This window comes from Prevotella sp. oral taxon 299 str. F0039, from assembly GCF_000163055.2.
Taxonomy (GTDB): domain Bacteria; phylum Bacteroidota; class Bacteroidia; order Bacteroidales; family Bacteroidaceae; genus Prevotella.
On the sequence record NC_022124.1, the window covers coordinates 644,215 to 671,006 of the forward strand.

Here is a 26,792-nt window from a genome sequence, read left to right on the forward strand (position 1 = left end):
ATGTCTGAATATAGTAAATACAACATTGTTTATCGTTTACAAAAGTGGATAGATAGCGTTCCTGGTCAAACTTTCTTAAACTATGCTTATAGTTGGGGTGCTGCTATCGTTATCTTAGGTACTCTTTTCAAGCTAACTCACTTGCCAGGAGCTAACATTATGCTATTTCTTGGTATGGGAACAGAGGTCTGTGTGTTCTTTATTTCAGCGTTCGACCGTCCTTTCGACAAAACTGCTGATGGCTTAGAACTACCTACTCACCCTGATTTAGATGAGGAAGAGCCAGCAGAACAATGTGTAAGTAAATCTGTAAATACAACAGCTCACATAGCAAAAGCAGGCTTTGCGCCTCAAAATGCAGCTTTTGTGGCTCCTCAAAGTGTTGCTCCTGAAGCGTTAGAGAACACTATCTCTTGGACAGAACAGCAACAAACACAAACTCCAGAGCTATTAGATGCACAACAAAGATATGTTACAGAGTTGAATAACTTAAGTGAAATTCTATCTAAAGTATCTGCTCAAAGCGAGAGATTGGCACGAGATAACGAAGAAATAGATAATCTAAATCGCACTATTACGGGTATTACTAAGGTCTATGAGATGCAATTAAAGAGCGCAAGTAAGCAGATGTCGACAATCGATGACATCAATGAACAAAGCGCAAAGATGGCAAGTCAGATAGAACAACTCAACAAAATATATACAAGGATGATTGAGGCTATGACTGTAAATATGCGTGCTTCTGGCGCACCTACAATCGAATAAAATCTCAATACATAAACACTATTTATATAATAGGTATGGCAATAAAGAAAAGACCAGTATCTCCTCGCCAGAAGATGATCAATCTTTTGTATGTCGTTTTAATGGCAATGCTAGCCCTCAACGTGTCAACTGAGGTGCTAGAGGGCTTTTCTGTGGTAGAAGAAAGCTTGAATAGAACCACAGAGAACGCAACAAAAGAGAATGGTTCAATATATGATAGTTTCGCAAAACATATGCAATCGAATCCCGAAAAGGTGAAAGCGTGGTTTGATAAGGCAACAAGTGTAAAGCAGATGAGCGATTCTTTGTATAATTTTGCACAGCAGTTGAAAGTCGCTATCGTGAAAGAAGCCGATGGTAAAAACGGTTCTTTAGATGCAATAAAGAATAAAGAAGACCTTGAATCGGCTGCTCATGTAATGCTTGCACCAGGCTCTGGCAAGGGAAAAGCATTGTTCAACGCCATTAACAGCTATCGAACTAGAATAGTGTCGATGGTGAATAATGCTGAAGAAAAAGCAATAATAGAAAGCAATCTCTCTACCATTGTGCCCCAAAAAGCTCGCTCTTTGGGTAAAAACTGGCAAGAATACATGTTCGAAGGCATGCCCGTTGCGGCTGCAGTCACCCTTTTATCGAAGCTACAAAGCGATGTTCGTCACGCAGAAGGAACGGTATTACATTCTTTAGTGGCAAATGTTGATGTCAAAGATATCAGAGTGAACAAGCTAACTGCATTCGTTATTCCCGAGAGTAGAACCGTTATGACAGGTGATAGATTTGTTTCTCGTATCGTAATGGCAGCAGTAGACACCACACAACAGCCCGAAATATATATCGGAGGCAGACGAGTTGCTTTGAGAAACAATATTTATGAGTTTGCAGCAGGAGGCGTTGGGGAGCATTCTTTCAGTGGTTTTATTACCATGAAAGATGGAAATGGTAGTATTATTCGTCGTGACTTTACACAGAAATACAATGTTGTTGCGCCCTCAGCTACCGTTTCTGCAGACTTAATGAATGTGCTTTACGCTGGATTTGATAATCCAATAAGCATCAGTATACCTGGAGTTCCACTGCAAGCCGTTACTGCTTCGATGACAGGAGGAGCCTTTCGCTCTGTAGGTATGGGTAAGTTTATAGCTAAGCCCTCTGCTGTTGGAAGCAATGTAACCATCAATGTGGCTGCAAAAGGAGAGAGCGGAGTGCGTCAGGTGGGTAAATATACCTTCCAAGTGCGCAAACTTCCCGATCCAATTGCCTACATCTCGCTCGGAACCGACCGCTTTAAAGGAGGTGCAATCGCTAAAGGTGCGTTGTTAGGAGTGAACAATTTGAGTGCAGCAATAGATGATGGACTATTAGATATCAAATTTAATGTGACTTCATTCGAAACTGTTTTCTTTGATAATATGGGTAATGCAGTGCCTATGACCTCTGATGGTGGACACTTTTCTGCACGCCAACGAGACGAATTTAGAAAGCTATCACGTAACAAACGCTTCTATATATCTCGTATAACAGCCGTTGGTCCTGATGGAATAAGCCGTAAACTACCTGCTTCTATGGAGGTAATTGTTAGATAATAATATATAGTTGTAGACTAGAAAAAATAAATATGATGAAGAAAGTGTTTCTATTTCTCTTTGCAATTGTTTTTACATCATCGGCATTTGCGCAAGCACCTGCACGACGAGCACAGCAAGAACAATCTAAAAGAGCCAATGCAAATAATATTACAACACGTGCTCGTTTGTCTTTCCCTGTTACTGAAAGCATGCCCGAAGATGTGGTTTGGCGTCGTGATATATATAGAGAGCTGAATTTAATGGACGATGCAAATGCTGGATTATACTATCCTACAGAGCCTATAGGTACCCAAATGAACCTCTTTACATACATCTTTAAGTTGATGATGACAGGCAATGTAAAGGCTTATGAATATCGATTGGATGGCAATGAGCATTTCACTGATAGTGCAAGAATAAAGCCATTGGCTTTTCTTGATAACTATCACATCTACTATGAGCGTACTGGTAAGGGCGTTAAAATAGATGATAGCGATATTCCTTCAAAGGAAGTGAAAGGTTATTACATCAAAGAAAGCTCTTATTACGATCAAGCTACTGCAACATTCCACACCAAAGTATTGGCGTTATGCCCTATAATGAAACGTGAAGACGACTTTGGTGATGCTGCAACTCCTTATCCTTTGTTTTGGGTGAAGTATGCTGATTTGGCACCATTCTTATCGAAACAAACCATTATGACAAGCAACTTGAACAATGCTGCAGTGATGTCGGTAGACGATTACTTTACAAAAAACATGTATAAGGGTAAAATCTATAAAACAAACAATATGCAAGGACTCACTATCGCACAGTATTGCTCAACCGATTCAGCTGTTGTTAAAGAACAAAAGCGTATAGAAAGAGAAATTGCAGCTTTTGAAAAGAATATGTGGGGTAATGCTGTGAAGAAAGATTCGCTTGATAGTATTGCCAAGATAGCAAAAGATTTGCCTAAGATAAAGAAGAGAACCAACCGCAGAAGCGGTGAGGTAGCAGAGCAAAAAGAGGTGAAGAAAAATAGAAGAACAACTACTTCTACTTCTCATAGCAGTGGTTCTGCGAGAGTAAGTGTGCGTCGTGAACGTCATATTGTTGAACAATCATAGTATAAGAGAGAAGTATAAATAGTATAGAACCTGTGAATTAAATAGTAATGAAAAAGATTTTATGTTCAGGAATGATCGTTTTTATGATGCTATTATCTACAAATACTAACGCTCAAGTTGGTTTTGGTATTAAAGGAGGAGTAGATGTAACAAGTATAAAGCTAGGGCATGAGGTAATGACGCCATCTAATAAAGTGGGCTTTTTTATTGGTCCAACAGTAAAGTGCACTCTTCCTGTTGTAGGATTAGGTTTTGATGCTTCTCTTCTTTATGAACAGAAAAAAGCTCAAATGTGTGGAAAGTTTTTAAATTCGTCAACAACTTTAGTTCAAGAACAAGTTATTTTACCTATAAATTTACGTTATAGTGTAGGCTTAGGAGATTTAATAAATGTGTTTGCTTTTGCAGGACCGCAGTTTGGTTTCAATATAGGAGATAAGTCAAAAAGTCTTTATCAAAATGTAGCAGATTGGAAATTTAGTCAGTCAAACCTTAGTCTTAACTTCGGAGTAGGTGCAACTTTGTTTAAGCATTTACAAGTAACAGCTAACTATAACTTTGCTTGCGGTAAGACAGGAGAGCTAACTTTGCTTCAAGGAGCCAAGAATGTTGAGGAAGGGCGCAATAGATCTTGGCAATTAGGTGCCACTTATTTCTTCTAAAGGAGAGACATCGCATAGCTTAAAAGCATATAAAAAAGAGCGTAAAAGTGGCTCTTTCAACCAATAAAGGCAATAATCTTATTGAGGTTATTGCCTTCTCTTTTGTCTATTGTCAACCGCCTTGCCCATTTATCTCCACGATATGCCGTAGTAATAGCAATGCTATTGCGCCCTAATCTCAATGCTATTACACTCTAAAAACAATGTTATTGCAATGAAAAGTCAATGCTTTTATTATTGCAATACGATTGCACTTTGTTCGTATTGCAAACTATATAAAGAGTATCTTGTATGTTAATAAACACAAAAATAGATAAGAATATACGGAAAAATAAAACAATTAAGTTACCTTTGCAATGAATTTAATTACATTATTTTAAGATGATAAGAACAAAATTGACTTTGTTAGCAGTTGCTACAACTGTTTCAACAAGTGTGTTAGCTGGTGGATTGCTCACCAATACCAATCAAAACATTGCTTTTAATCGAAACTTTGCACGTGAGGCAACTATCGGAATTGATGGTGTTTACTCAAATCCTGCAGGTGTAATGTTTTTAAATAAGGGATTCCACTTATCGCTTAACTTCCAAAACGTGTATCAAACACGTAGCATTTTGAGTGGAATGACTGTAAAACAACTCGGAGCATTGAACGAGACAGCATTACAACAAACACCTTTTTATCAACCTTTCAAACTCAATGGAGGTGATGCACAAGGTAGAAAAGAATATGTAGGTAAGGCATCAGTGCCCATTCTTCCTTCATTCCAAGCAGCATATAACACCGACAAATGGAGCTTCCAAGCAGGCTTTGGTCTTGTTGGTGGTGGTGGAAAAGCCAGCTTTAATGATGGATTAGGTTCTTTTGAACGTCCAATTTCAATGATTCCTGCATTACTTTATAGCAAGAACTTAGGCTCAACAACACCAGGATATAGCTTCGATAGCTATTTAAGTGGTCGTCAATATATCTTCGGTATGCAACTCGGAGCTGCTTATAAGGTCAACGAAAATGTAGCTGTTTATGGTGGTGTGCGTGTGAACTATGTGTGGAACAAATACGAAGGCAACATTACAAACATCTCTGCAAACATCAAAGGCACAAATTATCCACTCTACCAGTATTTTGGTACTACCGCAAATACATTAGAAACACAAGCAAAAGCATTACGTGCTCAAGCACAGGCAGTCACAGATCCTGCTACAATTGCAAAGCTAACAGCAGGTGCAGACCAAGCTGAAGCAGGTGTAAATGCACTGAGAAAGCAACAAGGTGAAGTGCAAGATAAGTATTTAGAATCTACACAAACAGGTTGGGGAGTGACTCCTATCATTGGTGTTGACGTGAAATTGGGCAAGTGGAACTTCGCTTCTAAATTAGAATTCAATACACATCTCAACATACAAAACGATACAAAGAGAGATGATACAGGTATGTTTAAACATGGTGTGAATACCCCTAACGACATTCCTGCATTGTTAACACTTGGTGCACAATATGAAATTACACCAGAAGTGCGTGTTATGACTGGTTGGCATCACTACTTTGACAAGAGTGCAAAGATGGCTAATGACAAACAAAAGCTATTGAAGAGCAACACCAACGAGTTCCTTTTGGGTGCAGAGTGGGATGTTACTGATAAGATTTTGGTTAGTGCTGGAACTCAATTCACACGCTACGGTCTTGGAAAGGGTGCTTACTTGAACGATATGAGCTTTGTAACAAGTAGCTATTCTCTTGGCTTTGGAGCTAAATTCGAAGTGGCAAAGAATGTACATGTAAATGTAGCTTATTTCTGGACAAACTACGAAAAGTTCAATAAAACAACAGAAACAAGTCTTGGAGTAGCAAAAGTTGTGAACACAGATGAGTTTACTCGTACTAATAAAGTATTTGGTGTAGGTGTTGATTTCACCTTCTAAAATATAAAGATGCTTATTAATTTATGATTGAATTTTCACAAATTGAAATAAGAGTAATAAAGCCTAATAAATAGTTTTTGCTTTTATTCCCCCTATGATAACTTGATTTAGTCTATTAAAAACATACAATAAAGAAAAAAGCTGTTTTAAATAATCAATAGTAATATAAAGATTATAAGGTCGGATGCTTGTGAAAGTATCCGACCTTTTTTATTGTTTTATTTTGTTGTTGTTCGTTTGGGAGAGAAGAAACTACATCGGGTCGATGTCGTAGTAGATTTGAATTGCCGCATAAGGTTTATTGTTTAGCAATTCAGCTTGTGCCATTCTGAGATATTCTCGCACATCATTTCCATTTAAACCAAGTTCGAGTTTAAGCATTAACTTGCGTATATGTAGGTCTTTTACCCGTGCAATAGAAGGGCGATCGGGTCCTAAAAGTCGCTCACCAAACCAACTTCTAAGTCGTCCTGCCAACACATTTGCAGCCCCTTCAGCCACCTTTTCGTGTTTGTGTTTAATGTAGATATAAATAAGTCGATAGAAAGGAGGATATTTAAACATCATTCTTTCTTCCAAAGTATCGTTATAAAAAGTTTTGAAGTCGTTGTTAGCGATTTGCGAAATGATAGGCATATCGGCATTTTTTGTTTGTAATATCACCCTGCCTTGTTCGCCTTTGCGTCCTGCTCTGCCTGCAACTTGCCCCATCATCATAAACGCATATTCGTAAGAACGAAAGTCGGGATAGTTCAAAATACTATCAGCATCGATAATACCCACCACCTTTACCTTGTCGAAGTCTAATCCTTTGGTGATCATTTGCGTTCCGATGAGGATATTGGTGCGTCCTTGAGAGAAATCGTTAATGATGCGTTCGTAGGCGTTTTTGGTGCGAGTAGTGTCTAAGTCCATACGAGAAATGCGTGCACCTTGAAAGGTTTCGTTCACTAGTTCTTCAATCTTTTCAGTGCCATAGCCCTTACTTCGCAACTCGGTGCAACCGCATTTAGGACAAGAAGAGGGTATGAGATAAGTGAAACCACAATAATGACAACTCAAATGGTTCATGTTTTTGTGGATAGTGAGCGACACATCGCAGTTTTGACACTTAGGAACCCAGCCACATTCCTTGCACTCGAGCATCGGAGCAAAGCCCCTTCTGTTTTGGAAAAGGATAGCCTGCTTGCCCTCGTCGATGGCTTGTTGCACCGCATCAACAAGTGGTTGAGAGAAAATACCCTTCATTATCTTACGTCGTCTCAAATCCTTTACATCAATAATCTCGATCTTAGGTAAGGCAATGTCTTTGAATCGGGTAGTTAATTCCACCAAACCATATTTGCCTTGGCAGGCATTATAGTAGCTTTCCATTGAAGGAGTTGCGGTTCCGAGTAGCGTCTTTGCATTGTACATCTTCGCTAGCATCACTGCAACAGAGCGGGCGTGATAGCGTGGAGCGGGGTCTTGTTGTTTGAAAGAGGTTTCGTGTTCCTCGTCGATAATAATCAAACCCAAATTTTGAAAAGGTAGAAACACCGAGCTTCTAACGCCCAATATCACCTTATAAGGATTGTCAGAGAGTTGCTTTTTCCATATCTCTACACGCTCAGCATCGTTGTATTTAGAATGATAAATACCCAGTTGGTTGCCAAAAATACGTTGTAAGCGTTGCGTTATTTGTACCGTTAGCGCAATTTCGGGGAGAATATAAAGTACTTGTTGATGTTTTTCGAGTGCATTTTGAATGAGATGGATATATACTTCAGTCTTTCCGCTCGATGTAACACCATGCAATAGCACAATATCTCGCTTCATCCATTGCATCAAAATCTTGTTATAAGCATCTTGTTGGGCTGCAGAAAGCACCTTTGTTCTAATAGTTTGTTCGTTGTTAGACGTGTTGAGGCGGGTAACTTCTTGTTCATAGGTGGTTAAAATGCCCTTGCCTGTAAGTCCTTGCAATGCTGCAGCATTGCCATTGCTCACGTTCATCAACTCAACTCGAGTAATTTCGCTTATTTCTTGTGCGTTATCTCCCTGCAAAGCATCGTTCCAATGCGAAATAGAAAGATAACATTCCAACATTTGTAGTTGCTTGTTTGCTCTCTTTACTAAAGAAATGGCACGAGATAAACCCTCTTTAGATTGATAAGAAGGGTAGAGTTGAACGTATGTTTCGGTGCGAGGTCGGTAGCCTTCCTCGGCTTTTAGTCCTGCAGGAACAGCCGCTTTGTAAACATCTCCCAGTGGAGTCATGTAATAATGTGCAATCCATTTCCACAAATCCAACTGCTTTTCGAGCACAACGGGCAAGGCATCGGGGAAGTCGATAGCATCTCTTGTGTCGAAAGAAGGCTTAGTGTTGTGCACTCGTTCAATAATTCCTGTGTAGGTTTTCGAACGTCCTAAAGGCACAACAACACGTTTGCCCACAACTGCTTTGTGTGCATCTTTAGCATGAACAGAATAAGTAAACAAACCTTCGAGGGGTAAGGGAAGGATTACATCTATATAAATCATTACCACAAAGATAGTTCAATTGCACGAAATAGTAAAGCTTTTGCAATAGAACTATCAAAAAAATAGTTTACAAAAGCTTTATATTCTCGACTTAAGAACGTGTGAGTGGGGCTGTTTTTTCTTTCAACCATTCTACCTCTTGAGGGTCTAATAGAGGTGAAAGAAGTTGGAAAACCTTGTCGTGGTAATTATTTAACCACTCTAATTCGTCGTTCGTTAGAAGATGAATCTTAATGGGTTCGGTTTGAATGGGGCACAAAGTGAGCGATTCGAATTGCAAGAAACGACCAAAGTCGGAGTGCATGTAGAGTGTTGCCAACATGATATTTTCGATGCGAACACCAAACTTATCTTGAAGATAAATACCAGGTTCGTTGGTGATGGTGGTGTTTTCGAAGAAAGGAGCGGGGCGATATTGCATGCGAATTTGCTGTGGTCCTTCGTGAACATTTAAGAAAGAACCCACGCCATGACCTGTTCCATGACCAAAATTGAGTCCTTCTTTCCATAAAGGTTCACGAGCCATAATATCCAACTGAGTGCCATTGGTTCCCTCGGGGAATATAGTTTGTGCCAAACCGATATGCGCCTTAAGCACCAAAGTATATACATGCTTCTGTTCGTTGGTGAGCTTTCCGAGAGGAATGGTGCGGGTGATGTCTGTTGTTCCGTCGAGATATTGAGCACCACTGTCTAGCAACAAGAAACCTTCGGGTTTGAGTTCTACATTTGTTTCTTCCGTTGGTTCGTAGTGAACAATAGCTCCATGCGCCTGATAAGCAGCTATGGTGCCGAATGAAATACCCTTATATAAAGGCTGTTCACTTCGGAATTGCTCCAGTTTTTGCGCAATAGAGAGCTCGGTTTCACTTCCTTTTGGTATCGTTTTTTCTAGCCAAATAAGGAATTTAACCAATGCAACGCCATCTCGTTTTAAAGCGTTTCTGAAGCCGTTTACTTCGGTTTCGTTCTTGATAGCCTTCATACTTTGAATGGGAGAAGGCTGGTTGACAACCTTAGTTTTTGATGCAGCGTGATATAAAGTGTAGCTAATTTCGTTACCATCGAGTTGCAGATTGTATTCAGAATAGTTCGAAATATCAGGTAAAATATCATTATACTCTTTAATTTCGATATGCTTTTGGGTGAGATATGCCACTACTTCGCTATTAACTTTACACCTATTTATATATAGGGTGCTATAGTTTTGTGTTACCAAGAGATAGGCAACAAAAACAGGATTGCATGGAATATCATTACCACGAAGATTTAATAGCCACGCAATAGAGTCGAGTTGTGATACTAAAATGCCATCTCGTCCGTTGTCTTTAAGATATTGTTGAAGCTGATTGATCTTCACTTCGCAATCAATCCCAGCATATTTGAGCGAATGAATAAAGACCTCTTCAGTAGGAAGAGAAGGGCGGTCGGTCCACACGATGTTGAAAGGATCGAAATTTGTGCGTAGGGTGATGCCTCCTTTGTGTTGTAAATTGCGTTTTAATTCTTCCACCTCGTTGTTGCAAGAGGTGGTGCCATTGATGCCCACTTCGGGGCTATGTACGTTAGAAAGAACATCTCCTAACCACTCGCTTATTGAGGGAGTAGACGCCAATCCGTCTTTCATTAAGACAATATTAGTATCCTGTAGCTGTTCTTCTGCAGCTATAAAATAGCGTGAGTCGGTCCATAAAGCTGCCTCGTTTTGTGTTATCACTACCGTACCAGCAGAGCCATCAAAGCCTGAAATCCATTCTCTACACTTCCAAAAGTTAGGGATATATTCGCTGTTGTGTGCATCACTACTGGGAATAATGAAGGCAGAGAGGTGTTCTTTTTGCATCACCTTGCGAAGATTTTCAATGCGATTCAATATCATTTTGCTCATATTAAAATTCATTATAAAAGATAAAATAATTCTATATTATTACGACCTTGCTCTTGCTTTGGGTGTAATAGAAATACAAAAGCAAACAAAGAGAGGTTGTTTATATTGATACTAAGGTATATAATAAACAGAAGAGAAACGAAAAGTTTATATGTTTTTAAGAAATCAAGCGATAATAAAGCCCAAATAAATGTTGAGAGTAAGCGATTTTTTACTAACTTTGCGACACAAAGACGAATATAAAATTCAAATAAACATAAATTATAAAGCTATGAGTTTTTTAACAAACGAAAAATTAGTCATTGTTGGCGCAGCTGGCATGATCGGTTCAAACATGGTTCAAACAGCATTAACAATGCGTTTGACAAGCGAAATCTGTCTATATGATGTGTTCTCACCAGAAGGTGTAGCAGAAGAAATGCGTCAAAGTGGTTTCGATGACGTAAAGATCACTGCAACAACTGATGTTAAAGAAGCATTTACTAATGCGAAATACATCATTTCTTCAGGTGGTGCTCCACGTAAAGCTGGTATGACTCGTGAAGACCTTTTGAAAGGAAACTGCGAAATTGCAGAAGGATTAGGTAAAAATATTAAAGAATATTGTCCTGACGTTAAGCACGTAGTTATTATCTTTAACCCTGCAGACTTAACAGGTTTGGTAACTCTTCTTTATTCAGGTTTGAAACCATCTCAAGTAACTACACTTGCAGCTCTTGATACAACACGTCTTCAAAGCGCTCTTGCTAAGAAGTTTAACGTGATGCAAACAGAGATCAAGGATTGTGCAACATATGGTGGCCATGGTGAACAAATGGCTGTTTTTGGTTCTAAAGTAACTGTTGCGGGCAAGAAATTAACTGACATTATTGGTACTTCTGAATTCCCAACAGAAGAATGGGAAGCTATGAAGACAGCTGTTACACAAGGTGGTGCTAAGATTATTGAATTGCGTGGACGCTCTTCTTTCCAAAGTCCTTCTTACCTTTCAGTTGAAATGATTCGTTCTGTTATGGGTGGTGACGCATTCCGTTTCCCTGTTGGAACATATGTTTCTACAGATAAATACAACCACATTATGATGGCAATGGATACAACTCTTGACACAACTGGTGCTCACTACACAATGCCACAAGGTACTGCAGAAGAGCTTGCTAAGCTTGATGCTAGCTACGAACACTTGTGCAAGATGCGTGATGAGTTGGTTACATTGAACATTGTTCCTGCTATCTCTGAGTGGAATAAAATTAATCCAAACCTATAATATATAAATAGGTGAAGGGATGACCCCCCTATTATTTACAAGAAAACTTGTGGGGGGCTTAAGAAAAACGTGAAATCAACGATTTCTCAATAATAGAAGGTGTATCTCTAATGCGAGATACACCTTCTTCGTCTTTTTTTATGAGGATAATCACTTTGAAAGAGAAAAACAAGAGCACTATGGGAAGGAAAGAATAATTTATCAAGAGAATCTTTTTATAGTTTAAGTTGTATCCGTCAAACTAATAAAATCCTAAAAATAAGTCGATTATGAGAAAAAAATACAAGAAAAGTTGTGGGAATAATAAATATAATGTAATTTTGCAGACGCATAATGGGGATATTATGTCCTTATGTGTATAAGTTTAACTATTTAAAAATTTAAAACTAAAACATGATTATTGTACCAGTTAAAGATGGCGAAAACATCGAAAGAGCTTTAAAGAAGTTCAAGAGAAAATTTGAAAAAACCGGAGTTGTTAAAGAGTTGCGTATGCGTCAACAATATAACAAGCCTTCTGTTTTAAAGCGTCTTAGAATGGAACACGCTGTTTATGTACAAAAACTACGTGCAAACGAAGAATAAAACGTAGTACATTTTTGGTAGTTTCAATAAAATTCCGTATATTCGCAAGTGAAACATCAGAGTGATGCGTGGTAGAATATATGATAATTGACGAGTTCTTGAACTATCTTAAATACGAGAAACGAAGATCTTTACTTACTGTAGAGAGTTATTCGGAAGACTTAAAGGCTTTTCAATCGTATTTTACAAATTTAGATAGTCTGCTCTCTTGGGAGACAATAACAGCTAATGATGTTCGTTCTTGGATAGAGAGTATGATGGATAAAGGAAACACTGCCACTACAATCAATCGACGGTTGAGTGCATTGCGTTCCTTTTATCGTTTTGCAAGATTACGTCTTGCATACGAGAAAGATCCAGCAAAGAATGTTATAGGGCCGAAGAAGCAAAAGCTATTGCCGCAGTTTCTGAAAGAAGTTGAAATGGAACGACTTTTAGATGATGTGTTGCAGGGAGATGACTTCGAAAGTGTTCGTGATAGGATAATTATCTTACTATTTTATGAAACGGGTGTCCGTTTGTCGGAACTAACTGCACTAAATTGTTGCGATATTGATTTGATGCAACGTCAGATTAAGGTGACGGGAAAGCGTAACAAACAACGGATTGTCCCCTTTGGAGAAAAGCTGAGTCTAGAGTTGCGTGCTTATATATTAATAAGAGGTGAAAGAGAAAATATAGTAGATGATGCTTTGTTTGTGTCAAATAAAGGTTCTCGAATGCCATCTACGACAATTCGTCGAAGGGTGGAACATTATCTCTCTCAGGTTTCGACTCTGAAAAAACGTTCTCCACACGTTCTTCGCCATACTTTTGCTACCGTAATGCTAAATAATGACGCAGATATTGAAAGCGTGAGGCATTTATTGGGGCATGAGAGCTTGAAGGCAACTGAGGTTTATACTCATACGACTTTCGAACATTTGAAAAAAGTCTATAGTAAGGCTCATCCTAGATCTAGCCGTAAAAAATAAAAGAAAGGAACGAATTATGGAACTTAGAATTAAATCAATTCATTTTGATGCTACTGACAAGTTAGAAACTTTTATCGAAAAGAAGGTTTTAAAATTAGAAAAATCTTTTGAAGATATAACGAAAGTAGAGGTGCAATTAAAGGTAGTAAAACCTGCAACGGCATTGAATAAAGAAACGAGTCTTAATGTAAATGTACCTGGAGAGGCTATTTATGTGGCAAAAACTTGTGATACATTTGAAGAGGGAATCGATCAATGTATAGATGCGTTAAAGGTGAAGTTGACCAAATACAAAGAAAAATCAAGAAATAAATAAAAAAAAGTCCGAAAAGTTTTGGATATTAAAAATAAAGTTATACCTTTGCAGACGTTTTACAGCGAGTAGTAAATAAGCTGCCTAGCGGCTGCAAAGATTTGCCTCTTTAGCTCAGTTGGCCAGAGCACGTGATTTGTAATCTCGGGGTCGTTGGTTCGAATCCGACAAGAGGCTCAAAATTTACTAACGTAAACTAAACGAATAGGGTAGTTACCAGAGTGGCCAAATGGGGCAGACTGTAAATCTGCTGTCTTTCGACTTCGGTGGTTCGAATCCATCACTACCCACTTCAGTATAATAAATTGCGGAAATAGCTCAGTTGATAGAGCACTAGCCTTCCAAGCTGGGGGTCGCGGGTTTGAGCCCCGTTTTCCGCTCTTATGCTGTAATAGCTCAGTGGTAGAGCACTTCCTTGGTAAGGAAGAGGTCCTGAGTTCAACTCTCAGTTACAGCTCTACTTCTTAACTTCTTTTGTGGAGAGACAGAAGAAAAACAATAATAATAGATTATTCAATTACATAATAAAAAGAAAATTAAGCTATGGCTAAAGAGAAATTCGAGCGTACCAAACCGCACGTTAACGTTGGTACAATTGGTCACGTAGACCACGGTAAGACAACTTTGACTGCAGCCATCTCTAAGGTGTTGCACGAAAAAGGTTTTGGTTCTGAAGAAGCTAAATCATTTGATCAAATTGATAACGCTCCAGAAGAAAAAGAACGTGGTATTACTATTAACTCTGCTCACATTGAGTATGAAACAGCTAATCGTCACTATGCACACGTTGACTGTCCTGGACACGCTGACTATGTGAAAAACATGGTAACTGGTGCTGCTCAGATGGATGGTGCTATTCTTGTTGTAGCTGCAACTGATGGTCCTATGCCTCAAACTCGTGAGCACGTTCTTCTTGCTCGTCAGGTAAACGTTCCTCGTTTGGTTGTTTTCTTGAACAAGTGCGACATGGTTGATGATGCAGAAATGCTAGACCTAGTTGAAATGGAAGTTCATGAAATTCTTGAACAATACGAATATGAAGAAGATACTCCTATCGTTCGTGGTTCTGCTCTAGGTGGTTTGAATGGCGTTGATAAGTGGGTTGAAAAGATCGTGGAATTGATGGATACTGTTGATACATGGATTCAAGAGCCTCCACGTGATATGGATAAACCATTCTTGATGCCTATCGAAGACGTGTTCTCAATCACAGGTCGTGGTACTGTTGCTACTGGTCGTGTTGAAACCGGTCGTGTTAAAGTAGGTGATGAAGTTGAACTTCTAGGTCTTGGTGAAGATAAGAAATGCGTTGTAACAGGTGTTGAAATGTTCCGCAAGCTTCTTGATGAAGGTGTTGCTGGTGATAACGTAGGTTTGTTACTTCGTGGTATTGATAAGAACGAAATCAAACGTGGTATGGTTCTTTGTCACCCAGGTCAGATTAAACCTCATAAGAAATTTAAGGCTTCAGTTTACGTATTGAAGAAAGAAGAAGGCGGACGTCATACTCCATTCGGAAACAAATACCGTCCTCAATTCTACTTACGTACTATGGACTGTACAGGTGAAATCACATTGCCAGAGGGTGTAGAAATGGTTATGCCTGGTGATAACGTTGAGATCACTGTAGAACTAATCTATGCTGTAGCATTGAACGTAGGTCTTCGTTTCGCTATTCGTGAAGGTGGACGTACAGTAGGTTCTGGTCAGATTACACAAATCCTTGAAGACTAATATTTAAGGATTAAATATATTAAGATTCCTGTTTTGCACAGTTTCTGCTAGCAGGAATCTTATTTTACGGGTTTAGCTCAGTTGGTAGAGCACTGGTCTCCAAAACCAGGTGTCGAGAGTTCGAGTCTTTCAACCCGTGCAAAAAAAAGAAGATAATATGTTCAATAAGATAGTAAATTATTGCAAGACTAGTTATGACGAACTTGCGCATAAAACTACTTGGCCTACACGTGCTGAATTAACCCATAGTGCAATGGTTGTATTATCTGCTTCCCTTATCATTGCATTGTTGGTTTTCTGTATGGATAGCGTGTTTAAGTTTGTAATGGGTACTATCTATCCCAATTAATACCTATAAATAAATGGCTGAAATTGGAAAGAATTGGTATGTGCTTCGTGCTGTAAGTGGTAAGGAAGCTAAGGTAAAAGAATATATCGAAGCTGAGATTAAACACAACACGTTGCTATCGTCGTATGTTTCTCAGGTTTTAATACCTCTAGAGAAGCATGCTTCTTTGCGTAATGGCAAAAGAGTAATTACGGAGAAGATAAGTCTTCCTGGTTACGTTTTTGTTGAAGCTGTTTTAAAAGGTGACGTAGCCCATACATTGAGATTTATTCCTAATGTGTTAGGGTTTTTAGGTGGTTTAGATAATCCTTCACCCGTTCCACAGGCGGAGATAAATCGCATGCTTGGCACAGCGGAAGAAACCGAAGTTGCGGATGAAATCAATATCCCTTACGAGGTGAATGAAACTGTAAAAGTTACCGATGGACCTTTTAGTGGATTCAGTGGAGTTATTGAAGAGGTTAACTCTGAAAAACACAAACTGAAAGTTATGGTTAAGATATTTGGCCGTAAAACACCATTAGAACTAAGTTTTATGCAAGTCGAGAAAGAGGGGTAACACATTGTTACGGATGTAATATCTCTTGAATAAATTAAATTTTAATATTAACAAAAAAGAAATGGCTAAAGAAGTTGCTGGATTAATCAAATTACAGATTAAAGGTGGCGCAGCGAATCCTTCACCTCCAGTAGGACCTGCTCTAGGTTCTAAGGGTATCAATATTATGGGATTCTGCAAAGAGTTCAATGCCCGCACCCAGGATAAAGCAGGTAAAGTAATTCCTGTTGTTATCACTTACTATACTGATAAGTCATTCAGTTTTGAGCTTAAAACTCCTCCTGCTGCAGTTCAATTGAAAGAACTTGCTAAGGTAAAGAGTGGCTCTGCACAGCCTAATCGCCAAAAAGTTGCTTCGGTAACATGGGAGCAGGTGAAAGTAATTGCTGAAGATAAAATGAAAGACTTAAACTGTTTTACAGTAGAGTCTGCAATGAAACTTATAGCAGGTACAGCAAGAAGTATGGGTATCACTGTAAACGGGGACTTCCCTGGTAAATAATTTATAACTTCAATTTAAGAAAATGAGTAAACTGACAAAAAATCAAAAATCAGTAGCTGATAAAGTTGAAGCAGGGAAAGTATACACTCTAAAAGAAGCATCAGAGTTAGTAAAGGAAATTACAACCACTAAGTTTGAAGCATCTTTGGATATCGATGTACGTTTAGGAGTAGATCCACGTAAGGCGAATCAAATGGTTCGTGGCGTTGTTACTCTTCCTAATGGTACAGGTAAAACAACACGTGTATTGGTTCTCTGTACTCCAGATCAAGAATCTGCAGCTAAAGAAGCTGGAGCTGATTATGTTGGTCTTGATGAATATATCACAAAGATCAATGGAGGCTGGACAGATGTTGATGTAATTATTACAATGCCATCATGTATGGGTAAGGTTGGTCCTTTAGGTCGTGTTTTAGGTCCTCGTGGATTGATGCCAAACCCAAAGAGTGGTACTGTTACAATGGATGTAGCTAAGGCTGTTAAAGATGTAAAGTCTGGTAAGATTGATTTTAAAGTTGATAAGGCTGGAATTATCCATACTTCAATTGGTAAGGTTACTTTCACACCTGATCAAATTTATCAGAATGCAAAAGAATTTATTGCTACTGTTATCAAACTTAAGCCTGCTGCTGCTAAAGGTACATATATCAAGAGTATCTTTATTTCAAGCACAATGAGTAAGGGTATCAAGATTGATCCTAAATCAGTTGAATAACTCTAAAAGTTTTGTACAATGAAGAAAGAAGTAAAAGATACTATAATCGTTGAGTTAGGCGAGAAGCTTAAGTCTTATCCACATTTCTACCTTGTAGATGTTACAGGGTTGAATGCTGAGACAACAAGTGAATTGCGTCGTAAGTGCTTCAAGAATGAAATTAAGATGCTTGTTATAAAGAACACTCTTTTGCACAAGGCATTTGAAGCATCTGAGATTGATTTTGAACCTTTGTATGATTGTTTAACAGGTAATACTGCTGTGTTGTTCACAAATACAGCGAACAGTCCTGCAAAATTATTGAAAGAGTATACAAAGCAAGGTGTTCCTTCTCTTAAAGCTGCATACGCAGAAGAGAGCTTATACGTAGGAGCAGACAAGCTTGAAGAACTTGTTTCAATTAAGAGCAAGAATGAAGTTATTGCTGAGATCGTTGCTTTGTTGCAATCTCCTGCAAAGAACGTCATTTCAGCTTTACAATCAGGTGGCAACACAATCCATGGAGTTTTAAAAACTTTAGGAGAGCGTCCTGAATAAGATAATAAATTAATACAATAACGAAATAATTAAAAAAATAAAATAAGATGGCAGATATTAAAGCTATTGCTGAAGAATTAGTAAATTTGACAGTTAAAGAAGTAAATGAGTTAGCAACTGTTCTTAAAGAAGAATATGGTATCGAACCTGCTGCAGCTGCTGTAGCTGTAGCTGCTGGTCCTGCTGCTGCTGGTGCAGCTGGTGGTGAAGAAAAGACATCTTTCGATGTAGTTCTTACTGACGCTGGTGCTGCAAAACTACAAGTTGTTAAAGCAGTTAAGGAAGCTTGTGGCTTAGGTTTGAAAGAAGCTAAAGATCTAGTTGATGGTGCTCCTGCAACAATCAAAGAAGGTCTTTCTAAAGACGAAGCTGAAAACTTGAAGAAAGCAATCGAAGAAGCTGGTGCTAAAGTAGAATTAAAGTAATTTAATTCCCATCTAATTTGCAAAGACTTTGATGTCTTTTGCTAGATAAAACAATTATGGTTAGAATTTACTAAGTAGGTGAATTCTAACCATTTTGTGTCTTTAATGAAATTATTTTGTAGATAAATACATACAAATATTGATGGCTTCAAAAATTGTTGATAATAGAATAAACTTTGCAAGTGTGCATAATCCGATGCCATATCCGGATTTTCTCGACGTGCAATTAAAGTCCTTTAGAGACTTCCTACAGTTAGATACTCCACCAGAGGAGCGTAAGAACGATGGTTTATACAAGGTGTTTGCAGAAAACTTCCCTATAACCGACACACGTAACAATTTCGTTCTTGAGTTTTTAGATTATTATATCGATCCTCCTCGTTATTCAATTGACGAGTGTCTAGAGCGTGGACTAACATATAGTGTTCCCTTAAAGGCAAAGATGAAATTATATTGTACCGACCCAGATCATGAAGATTTCGGTACATTTATCCAAGATGTTTTCTTGGGTACTATCCCTTATATGACTCATAATGGAACTTTTGTTATTAATGGAGCTGAGCGTGTAGTAGTTGCCCAGTTGCATCGTTCTCCTGGTGTCTTCTTCGGACAAGGCGTTCATGCAAATGGTACAATGCTTTATTCTGCTCGTATCATTCCATTCAAGGGTTCTTGGATTGAGTTTGCGACCGATATAAACAACGTAATGTATGCTTACATCGATCGTAAAAAGAAATTACCTGTTACAACTCTTTTGAGAGCTATCGGTTATGAAACAGATAATGACATTCTTCAAATTTTTGATTTAGCCGAAGAAGTTAAGGTTAATAAGAAAGTTTTGAAGGCATCTATTGGTAGAAAGTTGGCAGCTCGTGTCTTAAAGACTTGGAATGAAGACTTTGTTGATGAAGATACAGGTGAAGTAGTTTCTATCGAACGTAATGAGATGATCATGGATCGTGAGACTGAGATTACAGAAGAGAATATGGAAGACATCTTAGATAGTGGCTGTTCTACCATATTGTTACACAAAGACTCAGAAATGGCCAACAAGTATTCTTTGATTTTTAACACACTTGCTAAAGATCCAAGTAATACTGAGAAAGAAGCCGTTAACTATATCTATCGTCAATTGCGTAATGCAGATCCTGCAGACGATGCAAGTGCACGTGAAGTGTTCCAAAACCTATTCTTCTCTGACAAGCGTTACGACTTAGGAGAAGTAGGACGTTATCGTATCAATCGTAAGTTAGGACTTGAAATTGATATGGATACTCGTGTTCTTACCAAAGATGACATTATTGCAATTATACGTTACTTGATTCAGCTAATCAATTCGAATGCAACAGTTGATGATATCGACCACCTTTCAAACCGAAGAGTGCGCAATGTAGGCGAACAATTAGCTAATCAATTCTCTATAGGATTGGCTCGTATGAGCAGAACAATCCGTGAACGTATGAACGTACGTGACAATGAAGTGTTTACACCAACAGATCTTATCAATGCTAAGACCATTTCTAGTGTAATCAACTCATTCTTCGGAACCAACCCATTGTCTCAGTTCATGGACCAAACCAACCCACTTGCTGAAGTAACTCACAAACGTCGTTTGTCAGCTTTAGGTCCTGGTGGTTTGTCTCGTGAGCGTGCAGGCTTCGAGGTTCGTGACGTTCACTACACACACTATGGTCGTTTGTGTCCAATTGAGAGCCCTGAAGGTCCAAACATTGGTCTTATCTCATCTCTTTGTGTATATGCAAACATCAACGATCTAGGATTTATTGTAACTCCTTATCGTACAGTTAAGGATTCAAAAGTTGAGATGGACAACAAAAACGTTGTTTATCTTACAGCTGAAGAAGAAAACAAGATTATTGGTCAGGGAAATGCTCCACTAACAGTAGATGGTTCATTTATCCGCACAACCGTAAAATGTCGTCAAGATGCCGACTATCCAGTTGTAGCACCAGAGCATGTTGATCTTGTAGACGTATCACCTCAACAGATTGCTTCTGTTTCTGCCAGCTTGATTCCATTCTTAGAACATGATGACGGTCACCGTGCTTTGATGGGATGTAACATGATGCGCCAGGCAGTTCCACTCCTTCATAACGATGCTCCAATTGTAGGAACAGGTTTAGAAAAGAAAGTTTGTGAAGATTCACGAACCATGATTACTGCTGAAGGAGATGGCGTTATTGACTATGTAGATGCAACAACTATCCGTATTCTTTACGATCGTACAGAAGAGGAAGATTTCGTAAGCTTCGAACCAGCGTTAAAAGAATATAGAATTCCTAAGTTCCGTCGTACCAACCAGAATATGACCATCGACTTACGTCCTATCTGTACAAAGGGACAAAGAGTAAAACAAGGTGATATTCTAACAGAAGGATATGCTACAGAAAATGGCGAATTAGCTCTAGGACGTAACCTTCTCGTTGCATATATGCCTTGGAAGGGTTATAACTATGAGGACGCTATTGTACTAAGTGAGCGTATTGTTCGTGACGATATTCTTACATCTGTTCACGTAGATGAGTATTCATTAGACGTGAGAGAAACAAAACGTGGTGTTGAAGAATTCACAAGCGATATTCCAAACGTGAGTGAAGAAGCAACAAAAGATCTCGACGATAATGGTATTGTTCGTGTAGGTGCTCGCATCGAACCAGGCGATATCCTTATTGGAAAGATCTCTCCAAAGGGAGAAAGCGATCCTTCACCAGAAGAAAAGCTTCTTCGCGCTATCTTCGGAGATAAAGCAGGTGATGTTAAAGACTCTTCTTTGAAAGCTAACCCATCACTAAGTGGTGTTGTTATCGATAAGAAACTCTTCTCAAGAGCTATTAAGACTCGTGAGACCAAGAAACAAGATAAAGTTCTTCTAGCTAGTCTTGAAGAAGAATACGAAGCAAAGAATAACGACTTAAAAGATATTCTTGTAGATAAACTTCTTGTTCTTACAGAAGATAAAGTATCTGAAGGAGTAAAAGATTACACAGGAGCTGAAATCGTAACTAAGGGTAGCAAGTTCACAACAACAATCCTTAAGAACCTTGAATATGATGGTATTCAAGCAGGAGGTTGGACAAGTGACGAGCACACAAATGGTCTTATCAAGCAATTGATAATGAACTATATCCACAAATACAAACTCTTAGACGCAGAATTAAAACGTCGCAAGTTCGCTATTTCTATTGGAGATGAACTTCCATCAGGAATCCTTCAAATGGCAAAAGTTTATATTGCTAAGAAGCGTAAGATTGGTGTAGGTGATAAACTTGCAGGTCGTCATGGTAACAAGGGTATCGTATCTAAGGTTGTTAGAATGGAAGATATGCCATTCCTAGAGGACGGTCGTCCTGTAGACTTGGTACTTAACCCACTTGGTGTGCCTTCTCGTATGAACCTTGGACAGATCTTCGAAGCGATTTTAGGTGCAGCAGGTAAAAAGCTAGGTGTTAAGTTTGCAACTCCAATCTTCGATGGTGCTAAGCTTGATGACCTTTCAGAATGGACCGAAAAGGCAGGATTGCCTCACCTATGTTCAACACATCTTTACGATGGAGAAACAGGAGAACAATTCGACCAGCCTGCAACAGTAGGTGTAACATACTTCTTGAAACTCGGACACATGGTGGAAGACAAGATGCATGCACGTAGCATTGGTCCATACTCTCTCATCACACAACAGCCACTTGGTGGTAAAGCACAATTTGGTGGACAACGTTTTGGAGAGATGGAAGTTTGGGCTCTTGAAGCATTTGGTGCAAGTCACGTGTTACAAGAGATTCTAACTGTTAAGTCAGACGACACCGTTGGACGTAGTAAAGCTTATGAAGCAATTGTTAAAGGTGATCCAATGCCAACACCAGGTATCCCAGAATCACTCAATGTGTTATTGCACGAGCTTCGAGGCTTAGGCTTAAGTATCAAGTTGGATTAATTCTTATTCATTATAAGAACCCTAATTATAAGTAAACATGGCTTTTAAGAAAGATACAAAAATAAAAAATAATTTCACGAAGATTACCATTAGTCTTGCTTCTCCTGAAGAGATTTTGGAAAATTCGTTTGGTGAGGTTACAAAGCCTGAGACCATTAACTATCGTACATATAAACCAGAACGTGATGGTTTATTCTGCGAACGCATCTTCGGTCCTACAAAAGATTACGAGTGTGCTTGCGGTAAATATAAACGTATTCGTTACAAAGGTATAGTGTGCGACCGATGCGGTGTCGAGGTAACCGAAAAGAAAGTGCGTCGTGAACGTTCAGGACACATCGACCTAGTTGTGCCTGTTGCTCACATCTGGTATTTCCGTTCGTTACCTAATAAAATGGGTTATTTGTTGGGAATGCCAACAAAGAAACTCGATGCTGTAATTTATTACGAGCGTTATGTTGTTATTCAACCAGGTGTTTTTGCTGGTAGAACAAATAGCGAAGGAGAGGAAGTGAACGGTTCACACAAGATGGACTTGTTGACAGAAGATGAATATTTGAACATCATTGATACACAAATCGATCCTAATAACGCTCTTCTTGACGATAACGATCCTAATAAGTTTATTGCAAAGATGGGTGCAGAAGCAATTCATGATCTTCTTGCTCGTCTTGATCTCGATTCACTTTCTTATGAATTACGTGATCGTGCAAATAACGACTCAAGTCAACAACGTAAGGCAGATGCGCTAAAACGTCTTCAAGTAGTTGAAGCATTTCGTAGCAGTGTAAACATTAATCGCCCTGAATGGATGATTCTAAAGATTATTCCAATCATTCCACCAGAGCTTCGCCCATTGGTTCCACTAGATGGTGGACGCTTTGCAACATCAGATTTGAATGACCTTTATCGCCGTGTTATTATACGTAATAATCGTTTGAAGAGACTTATGGAGATCAAAGCTCCAGAAGTTATTCTTCGTAACGAAAAGCGTATGTTGCAAGAAGCAGTTGATAGCTTATTCGATAACTCACGCAAGAGCTCAGCAGTTCGTAGCGAAAGCAACCGACCATTGAAGTCTTTATCAGACTCACTAAAAGGAAAACAAGGACGTTTCCGTCAAAATCTTTTAGGTAAGCGTGTTGACTATTCTGCACGTTCTGTAATTGTTGTCGGTCCAGAACTACAAATGGGAGAGTGCGGTTTACCAAAACTTATGGCAGCCGAGCTATACAAACCATTTATTATTCGTAAGTTGATCGAGCGTGGAATCGTTAAGACCGTTAAGAGTGCGAAGAAGATTGTAGACCGCAGAGAACCAGTTATCTGGGATATTCTCGAGAACGTTATGAAGGGACATCCTGTTCTTCTTAACCGTGCTCCAACGCTTCACCGTCTTGGTATACAAGCATTCCAGCCAAAACTTATCGAAGGTAAAGCAATTCAGTTGCACCCATTGGCATGTACAGCGTTCAATGCTGACTTCGATGGAGACCAAATGGCGGTTCACCTTCCATTGAGTAATGAAGCAATTCTTGAAACACAAGTGCTGATGCTTCAAAGCCATAACATTCTAAACCCAGCCAACGGAGCACCTATCACCGTTCCTTCTCAGGACATGGTACTTGGTCTTTACTATATCACAAAGATCCGTCCAGGTGCTAAGGGACAAGGTTTAACATTCTATGGACCAGAAGAAGCAATCATCGCTCACAACGAAGGTAAGTGTGATTTGCATGCTCCTATCAAGGTAATTGTTAACGACCTAGTTGATGGCCGCTTACAAAAACGCATGGTAGAGACCTCTGTTGGACGTGTAATTGTTAATGGCATTATTCCTGAAGAAGTAGGTTACTTCAACAATATTATTTCTAAGAAAACCCTACGTGATATCATCTCTGATGTTATTAAGGCTGTAGGTATGGCACGTGCAAGCGAGTTCCTAGACGGAATTAAGAACCTAGGTTACCGCATGGCTTATGTTGCAGGACTTTCATTTAACCTTGATGATATCATCATTCCAGTTGAAAAAGAAGCTATTGTTGAGAAAGGTCACGAAGAAGTACGTCAAATTACCGAGAACTATAACATGGGTTTCATTACCGATACCGAGCGTTATAATCAGGTAATTGATACTTGGACTCACGTAAACAACCAACTTGCAAGCATCTTGATGAAAGAGATGACCGAAGCAGACCAAGGCTTTAACGCTGTTTATATGATGCTTGACTCTGGAGCCCGTGGTTCTAAAGATCAGATTAAGCAGCTTTCTGGTATGCGTGGTTTGATGGCTAAGCCTCAAAAGGCAGGTGCAGAAGGACAACAAATTATCGAGAACCCAATTCTTTCTAACTTTAAAGAGGGTATGAGTGTGCTTGAGTACTTTATCTCATCTCACGGAGCTCGTAAAGGTTTGGCGGATACTGCGATGAAAACTGCCGATGCTGGTTACTTAACAAGACGTTTGGTTGACGTATCACACGACGTGATTATCAACGAAGAAGATTGTGGAACGCTACGTGGATTGGTATGTACCGCTCTAAAGAATGGCGACGAAGTGATCTCTACTCTTTATGAAAGAATCCTCGGACGTGTGTCTGTTCATGATATCATTCACCCAACAACAGGTGCTCTCATCGTTGCTGCTGGTGACGAAATCACTGAAGATAAAGCTCAAATCATTGAAGCATCTCCAATCGAAAGTGTTGAAATACGTTCAGTACTAACTTGCGAAAGCAAGCACGGAGTATGTATGAAATGTTACGGACGTAACCTTGCTACAAGCCGAATGGTTCAAAAGGGAGAAGCTGTTGGTGTCATTGCAGCGCAAGCTATTGGTGAGCCTGGTACACAGTTAACACTTCGTACCTTCCACGCCGGTGGTGTGGCTGGTAACGCAGCAGCTAATGCTTCAATCGTTGCTAAGAACGATTCACGCCTAGAGTTCGACGAATTGCGTACTGTTCCTTATGTAGAAACAGATGGAGACAAAGAAGTTGACTGCCAAATGGTAGTAAGCCGTCTTGCTGAAGTACGTTTCGTTGACGTAAATACAAATATCGTTCTTTCTACAATGAACGTGCCTTATGGTTCTTCACTCTACTTTAAACATGGTGATAAAGTGAGCAAGGGCGACCTAGTTGCAAAGTGGGACCCATTCAACGCCGTAATCGTTTCGGAATATGCAGGTAAGATTCGCTTCAACGATGTTGTAGAAGGAAAGACCTATCACGCTGAAACCGACGAAACAACTGGTTTGACAGAAAAGATTATTACCGACTCAAAAGATAAGACAATGATTCCTACCTGTGATATCCTTGATGCTAAGGGACACGTAATAGGAACATATAACTTCCCTGTAGGTGGACACGTTGTTATCGAAGATGGCGCAATGATTAAGACTGGTCAACGTCTTGTGAAGATTCCACGTGCTCTTGGTGGAGCTGGTGACATCACTGGTGGTCTTCCACGTGTAACCGAGTTGTTCGAAGCTCGTAACCCATCTAACCCCGCAGTTGTATCTGAAATCGACGGAGAGGTAACCATGGGTAAGGTAAAACGTGGTAATCGTGAAATCATTGTAACATCTAAAACAGGCGAACAACGCAAGTACTTAGTAAGCTTGTCTAAGCAAATCTTGGTTCAAGAACACGATGCTGTGCGTGCAGGAACACCACTTTCAGACGGTGTTATCACTCCTGGTGACATCCTCGCAATTAAGGGTCCTACTGCCGTTCAAGAGTATATCGTAAATGAAGTACAAGACGTTTACCGCCTACAAGGTGTGAAGATTAACGATAAGCACTTCGAAATCATCGTTCGTCAGATGATGCGTAAGGTTCAAATCAACGATCCAGGTGACACTACATTCCTTGAACAAGAAATGGTAGATAAACTTGATTTCGCTGCAGAAAACGATCGTATCTGGGGTAAGAAAGTTGTTGTTGACGCTGGAGACTCTGAAACTCTACGTCCAGGACAAATCATTTCTGTTCGTCGTTTGCGTGATGAGAACTCTAATCTCAAACGTCGTGACCTTCGTTTGGTTCAAGTTCGTGATGCAGTTGCTGCAACATCAACTCAGATCCTACAAGGTATCACCCGTGCTGCATTGCAAACTAAGAGCTTCATGAGCTCTGCTTCGTTCCAAGAAACAACTAAGGTACTTAACGAAGCTGCAATTCGTGGTAAGGTAGATTACTTAGAAGGAATGAAAGAAAACGTAATTTGCGGTCACCTAATACCTGCAGGTACAGGTCTTCGCAAGTGGGATAAGATCATCGTTGGTTCGAAAGAAGTTTACGATAGATTACAAGCAAATAAAAGAAATGTACTTGATTACGCTGAAAATCAAGTAGCAGAGAACGAGCAATAACGTTCTTTTATCAATCATAAGAAGAGGAAATATACTTAGGGTTATTTCCTCTTTTTTTTATATATAGATC

At 39.3% G+C, this 26,792-nt stretch carries 20 protein-coding genes and 5 tRNA genes; 23 read left to right on the forward strand and 2 right to left on the reverse strand.

Translation table 11 applies throughout. The features are described 5' to 3' along the window. The 5 genes from gldL to HMPREF0669_RS02575 all read left to right on the forward strand — a co-directional run bounded on the left by gldL (position 1) and on the right by HMPREF0669_RS02575 (position 6,027). Positions 1 to 765: a gliding motility protein GldL gene (gldL, locus tag HMPREF0669_RS02555; RefSeq protein ID WP_009228632.1), complete on the forward strand. Its 765-nt coding sequence runs from the start codon at positions 1 to 3 to the stop codon at positions 763 to 765. A 35-nt stretch (positions 766 to 800) separates the two neighbouring features. Beyond that, positions 801 to 2,351 carry a gliding motility protein GldM gene (gene gldM / locus HMPREF0669_RS02560; RefSeq protein WP_009228633.1) on the forward strand — a complete coding sequence of 517 codons (1,551 nt, stop codon included), beginning with the start codon at positions 801 to 803 and terminating at the stop codon, positions 2,349 to 2,351. Positions 2,352 to 2,386: 35 nt separating this feature from the next. Next, positions 2,387 to 3,442, forward strand: a complete 1,056-nt coding sequence (gene gldN / locus HMPREF0669_RS02565; RefSeq protein ID WP_020967965.1) for a gliding motility protein GldN — start codon at positions 2,387 to 2,389, stop codon at positions 3,440 to 3,442. Positions 3,443 to 3,489: 47 nt separating this feature from the next. After that, positions 3,490 to 4,104: an outer membrane beta-barrel protein gene (locus HMPREF0669_RS02570; RefSeq protein WP_009228635.1), complete on the forward strand. Its 615-nt coding sequence runs from the start codon at positions 3,490 to 3,492 to the stop codon at positions 4,102 to 4,104. Between the two features lie 381 nt (positions 4,105 to 4,485). Then, positions 4,486 to 6,027 (forward strand): membrane protein, encoded by a 1,542-nt coding sequence (locus HMPREF0669_RS02575; RefSeq protein ID WP_009228636.1) that lies wholly within the window; start codon positions 4,486 to 4,488, stop codon positions 6,025 to 6,027. A 252-nt stretch (positions 6,028 to 6,279) separates the two neighbouring features. Here the strand turns inward: HMPREF0669_RS02575 and priA are convergent, their stop codons facing one another. Continuing rightward, positions 6,280 to 8,550, reverse strand: a complete 2,271-nt coding sequence (priA, locus tag HMPREF0669_RS02580; protein WP_009228637.1) for a primosomal protein N' — start codon at positions 8,548 to 8,550, stop codon at positions 6,280 to 6,282. Positions 8,551 to 8,641: 91 nt separating this feature from the next. Next, the gene (locus HMPREF0669_RS02585; protein ID WP_020967966.1) at positions 8,642 to 10,438 is read right to left on the reverse strand and encodes an aminopeptidase P family protein; all 1,797 of its coding nucleotides are present in this window, start codon (positions 10,436 to 10,438) and stop codon (positions 8,642 to 8,644) included. Between the two features lie 271 nt (positions 10,439 to 10,709). Here HMPREF0669_RS02585 and HMPREF0669_RS02590 point away from each other — a divergent pair, with 271 nt between their 5' ends. From HMPREF0669_RS02590 to rpoC, 18 genes are all read left to right on the forward strand, one after another. Continuing rightward, the gene (locus HMPREF0669_RS02590) at positions 10,710 to 11,702 is read left to right on the forward strand and encodes a malate dehydrogenase (RefSeq protein ID WP_009228640.1); all 993 of its coding nucleotides are present in this window, start codon (positions 10,710 to 10,712) and stop codon (positions 11,700 to 11,702) included. A gap of 393 nt (positions 11,703 to 12,095) precedes the next feature. Then, the gene (rpsU, locus tag HMPREF0669_RS02595) at positions 12,096 to 12,287 is read left to right on the forward strand and encodes a 30S ribosomal protein S21 (RefSeq protein ID WP_009228641.1); all 192 of its coding nucleotides are present in this window, start codon (positions 12,096 to 12,098) and stop codon (positions 12,285 to 12,287) included. Between the two features lie 80 nt (positions 12,288 to 12,367). Continuing rightward, positions 12,368 to 13,261 carry a tyrosine-type recombinase/integrase gene (locus tag HMPREF0669_RS02600; RefSeq protein WP_009228642.1) on the forward strand — a complete coding sequence of 298 codons (894 nt, stop codon included), beginning with the start codon at positions 12,368 to 12,370 and terminating at the stop codon, positions 13,259 to 13,261. A gap of 16 nt (positions 13,262 to 13,277) precedes the next feature. Then, positions 13,278 to 13,577 carry a ribosome hibernation-promoting factor, HPF/YfiA family gene (hpf, locus tag HMPREF0669_RS02605; protein ID WP_044045493.1) on the forward strand — a complete coding sequence of 100 codons (300 nt, stop codon included), beginning with the start codon at positions 13,278 to 13,280 and terminating at the stop codon, positions 13,575 to 13,577. Between the two features lie 100 nt (positions 13,578 to 13,677). Continuing rightward, positions 13,678 to 13,751, forward strand: a tRNA-Thr gene (locus HMPREF0669_RS02610). 30 nt (positions 13,752 to 13,781) lie between these two features. Next, positions 13,782 to 13,864: transfer RNA gene (locus HMPREF0669_RS02615), tRNA-Tyr, on the forward strand. Between the two features lie 17 nt (positions 13,865 to 13,881). Further along, a tRNA-Gly gene (locus HMPREF0669_RS02620) sits at positions 13,882 to 13,954 on the forward strand. A 5-nt stretch (positions 13,955 to 13,959) separates the two neighbouring features. Then, a tRNA-Thr gene (locus tag HMPREF0669_RS02625) sits at positions 13,960 to 14,031 on the forward strand. Between the two features lie 86 nt (positions 14,032 to 14,117). Further along, on the forward strand, positions 14,118 to 15,308 hold the full coding sequence (gene tuf / locus HMPREF0669_RS02630) for an elongation factor Tu (RefSeq protein ID WP_009228643.1): 1,191 nt from the start codon (positions 14,118 to 14,120) through the stop codon (positions 15,306 to 15,308). 66 nt (positions 15,309 to 15,374) lie between these two features. Next, a tRNA-Trp gene (locus tag HMPREF0669_RS02635) sits at positions 15,375 to 15,447 on the forward strand. An 18-nt stretch (positions 15,448 to 15,465) separates the two neighbouring features. Continuing rightward, entirely contained in the window at positions 15,466 to 15,657 is a 192-nt protein-coding gene (gene secE / locus HMPREF0669_RS02640; protein WP_009228644.1) for a preprotein translocase subunit SecE, read from the forward strand. A gap of 13 nt (positions 15,658 to 15,670) precedes the next feature. Continuing rightward, complete coding sequence (nusG, locus tag HMPREF0669_RS02645; protein ID WP_009228645.1) at positions 15,671 to 16,216, forward strand: transcription termination/antitermination protein NusG; 546 nt, start codon at positions 15,671 to 15,673, stop codon at positions 16,214 to 16,216. A gap of 61 nt (positions 16,217 to 16,277) precedes the next feature. Further along, positions 16,278 to 16,718 (forward strand): 50S ribosomal protein L11, encoded by a 441-nt coding sequence (gene rplK, locus HMPREF0669_RS02650; RefSeq protein WP_009228646.1) that lies wholly within the window; start codon positions 16,278 to 16,280, stop codon positions 16,716 to 16,718. 22 nt (positions 16,719 to 16,740) lie between these two features. Further along, on the forward strand, positions 16,741 to 17,433 hold the full coding sequence (gene rplA / locus HMPREF0669_RS02655) for a 50S ribosomal protein L1 (RefSeq protein WP_009228647.1): 693 nt from the start codon (positions 16,741 to 16,743) through the stop codon (positions 17,431 to 17,433). 18 nt (positions 17,434 to 17,451) lie between these two features. Then, positions 17,452 to 17,970 (forward strand): 50S ribosomal protein L10, encoded by a 519-nt coding sequence (gene rplJ, locus HMPREF0669_RS02660; protein WP_009228648.1) that lies wholly within the window; start codon positions 17,452 to 17,454, stop codon positions 17,968 to 17,970. A 47-nt stretch (positions 17,971 to 18,017) separates the two neighbouring features. Continuing rightward, positions 18,018 to 18,395: a 50S ribosomal protein L7/L12 gene (gene rplL, locus HMPREF0669_RS02665; protein ID WP_009228649.1), complete on the forward strand. Its 378-nt coding sequence runs from the start codon at positions 18,018 to 18,020 to the stop codon at positions 18,393 to 18,395. A gap of 142 nt (positions 18,396 to 18,537) precedes the next feature. Next, entirely contained in the window at positions 18,538 to 22,347 is a 3,810-nt protein-coding gene (gene rpoB, locus HMPREF0669_RS02670) for a DNA-directed RNA polymerase subunit beta (protein WP_009228650.1), read from the forward strand. Between the two features lie 37 nt (positions 22,348 to 22,384). Further along, positions 22,385 to 26,722, forward strand: coding sequence for a DNA-directed RNA polymerase subunit beta' (gene rpoC / locus HMPREF0669_RS02675; RefSeq protein WP_009228651.1), 4,338 nt, complete (start codon positions 22,385 to 22,387; stop codon positions 26,720 to 26,722). Positions 26,723 to 26,792: the final 70 nt, after the last annotated feature.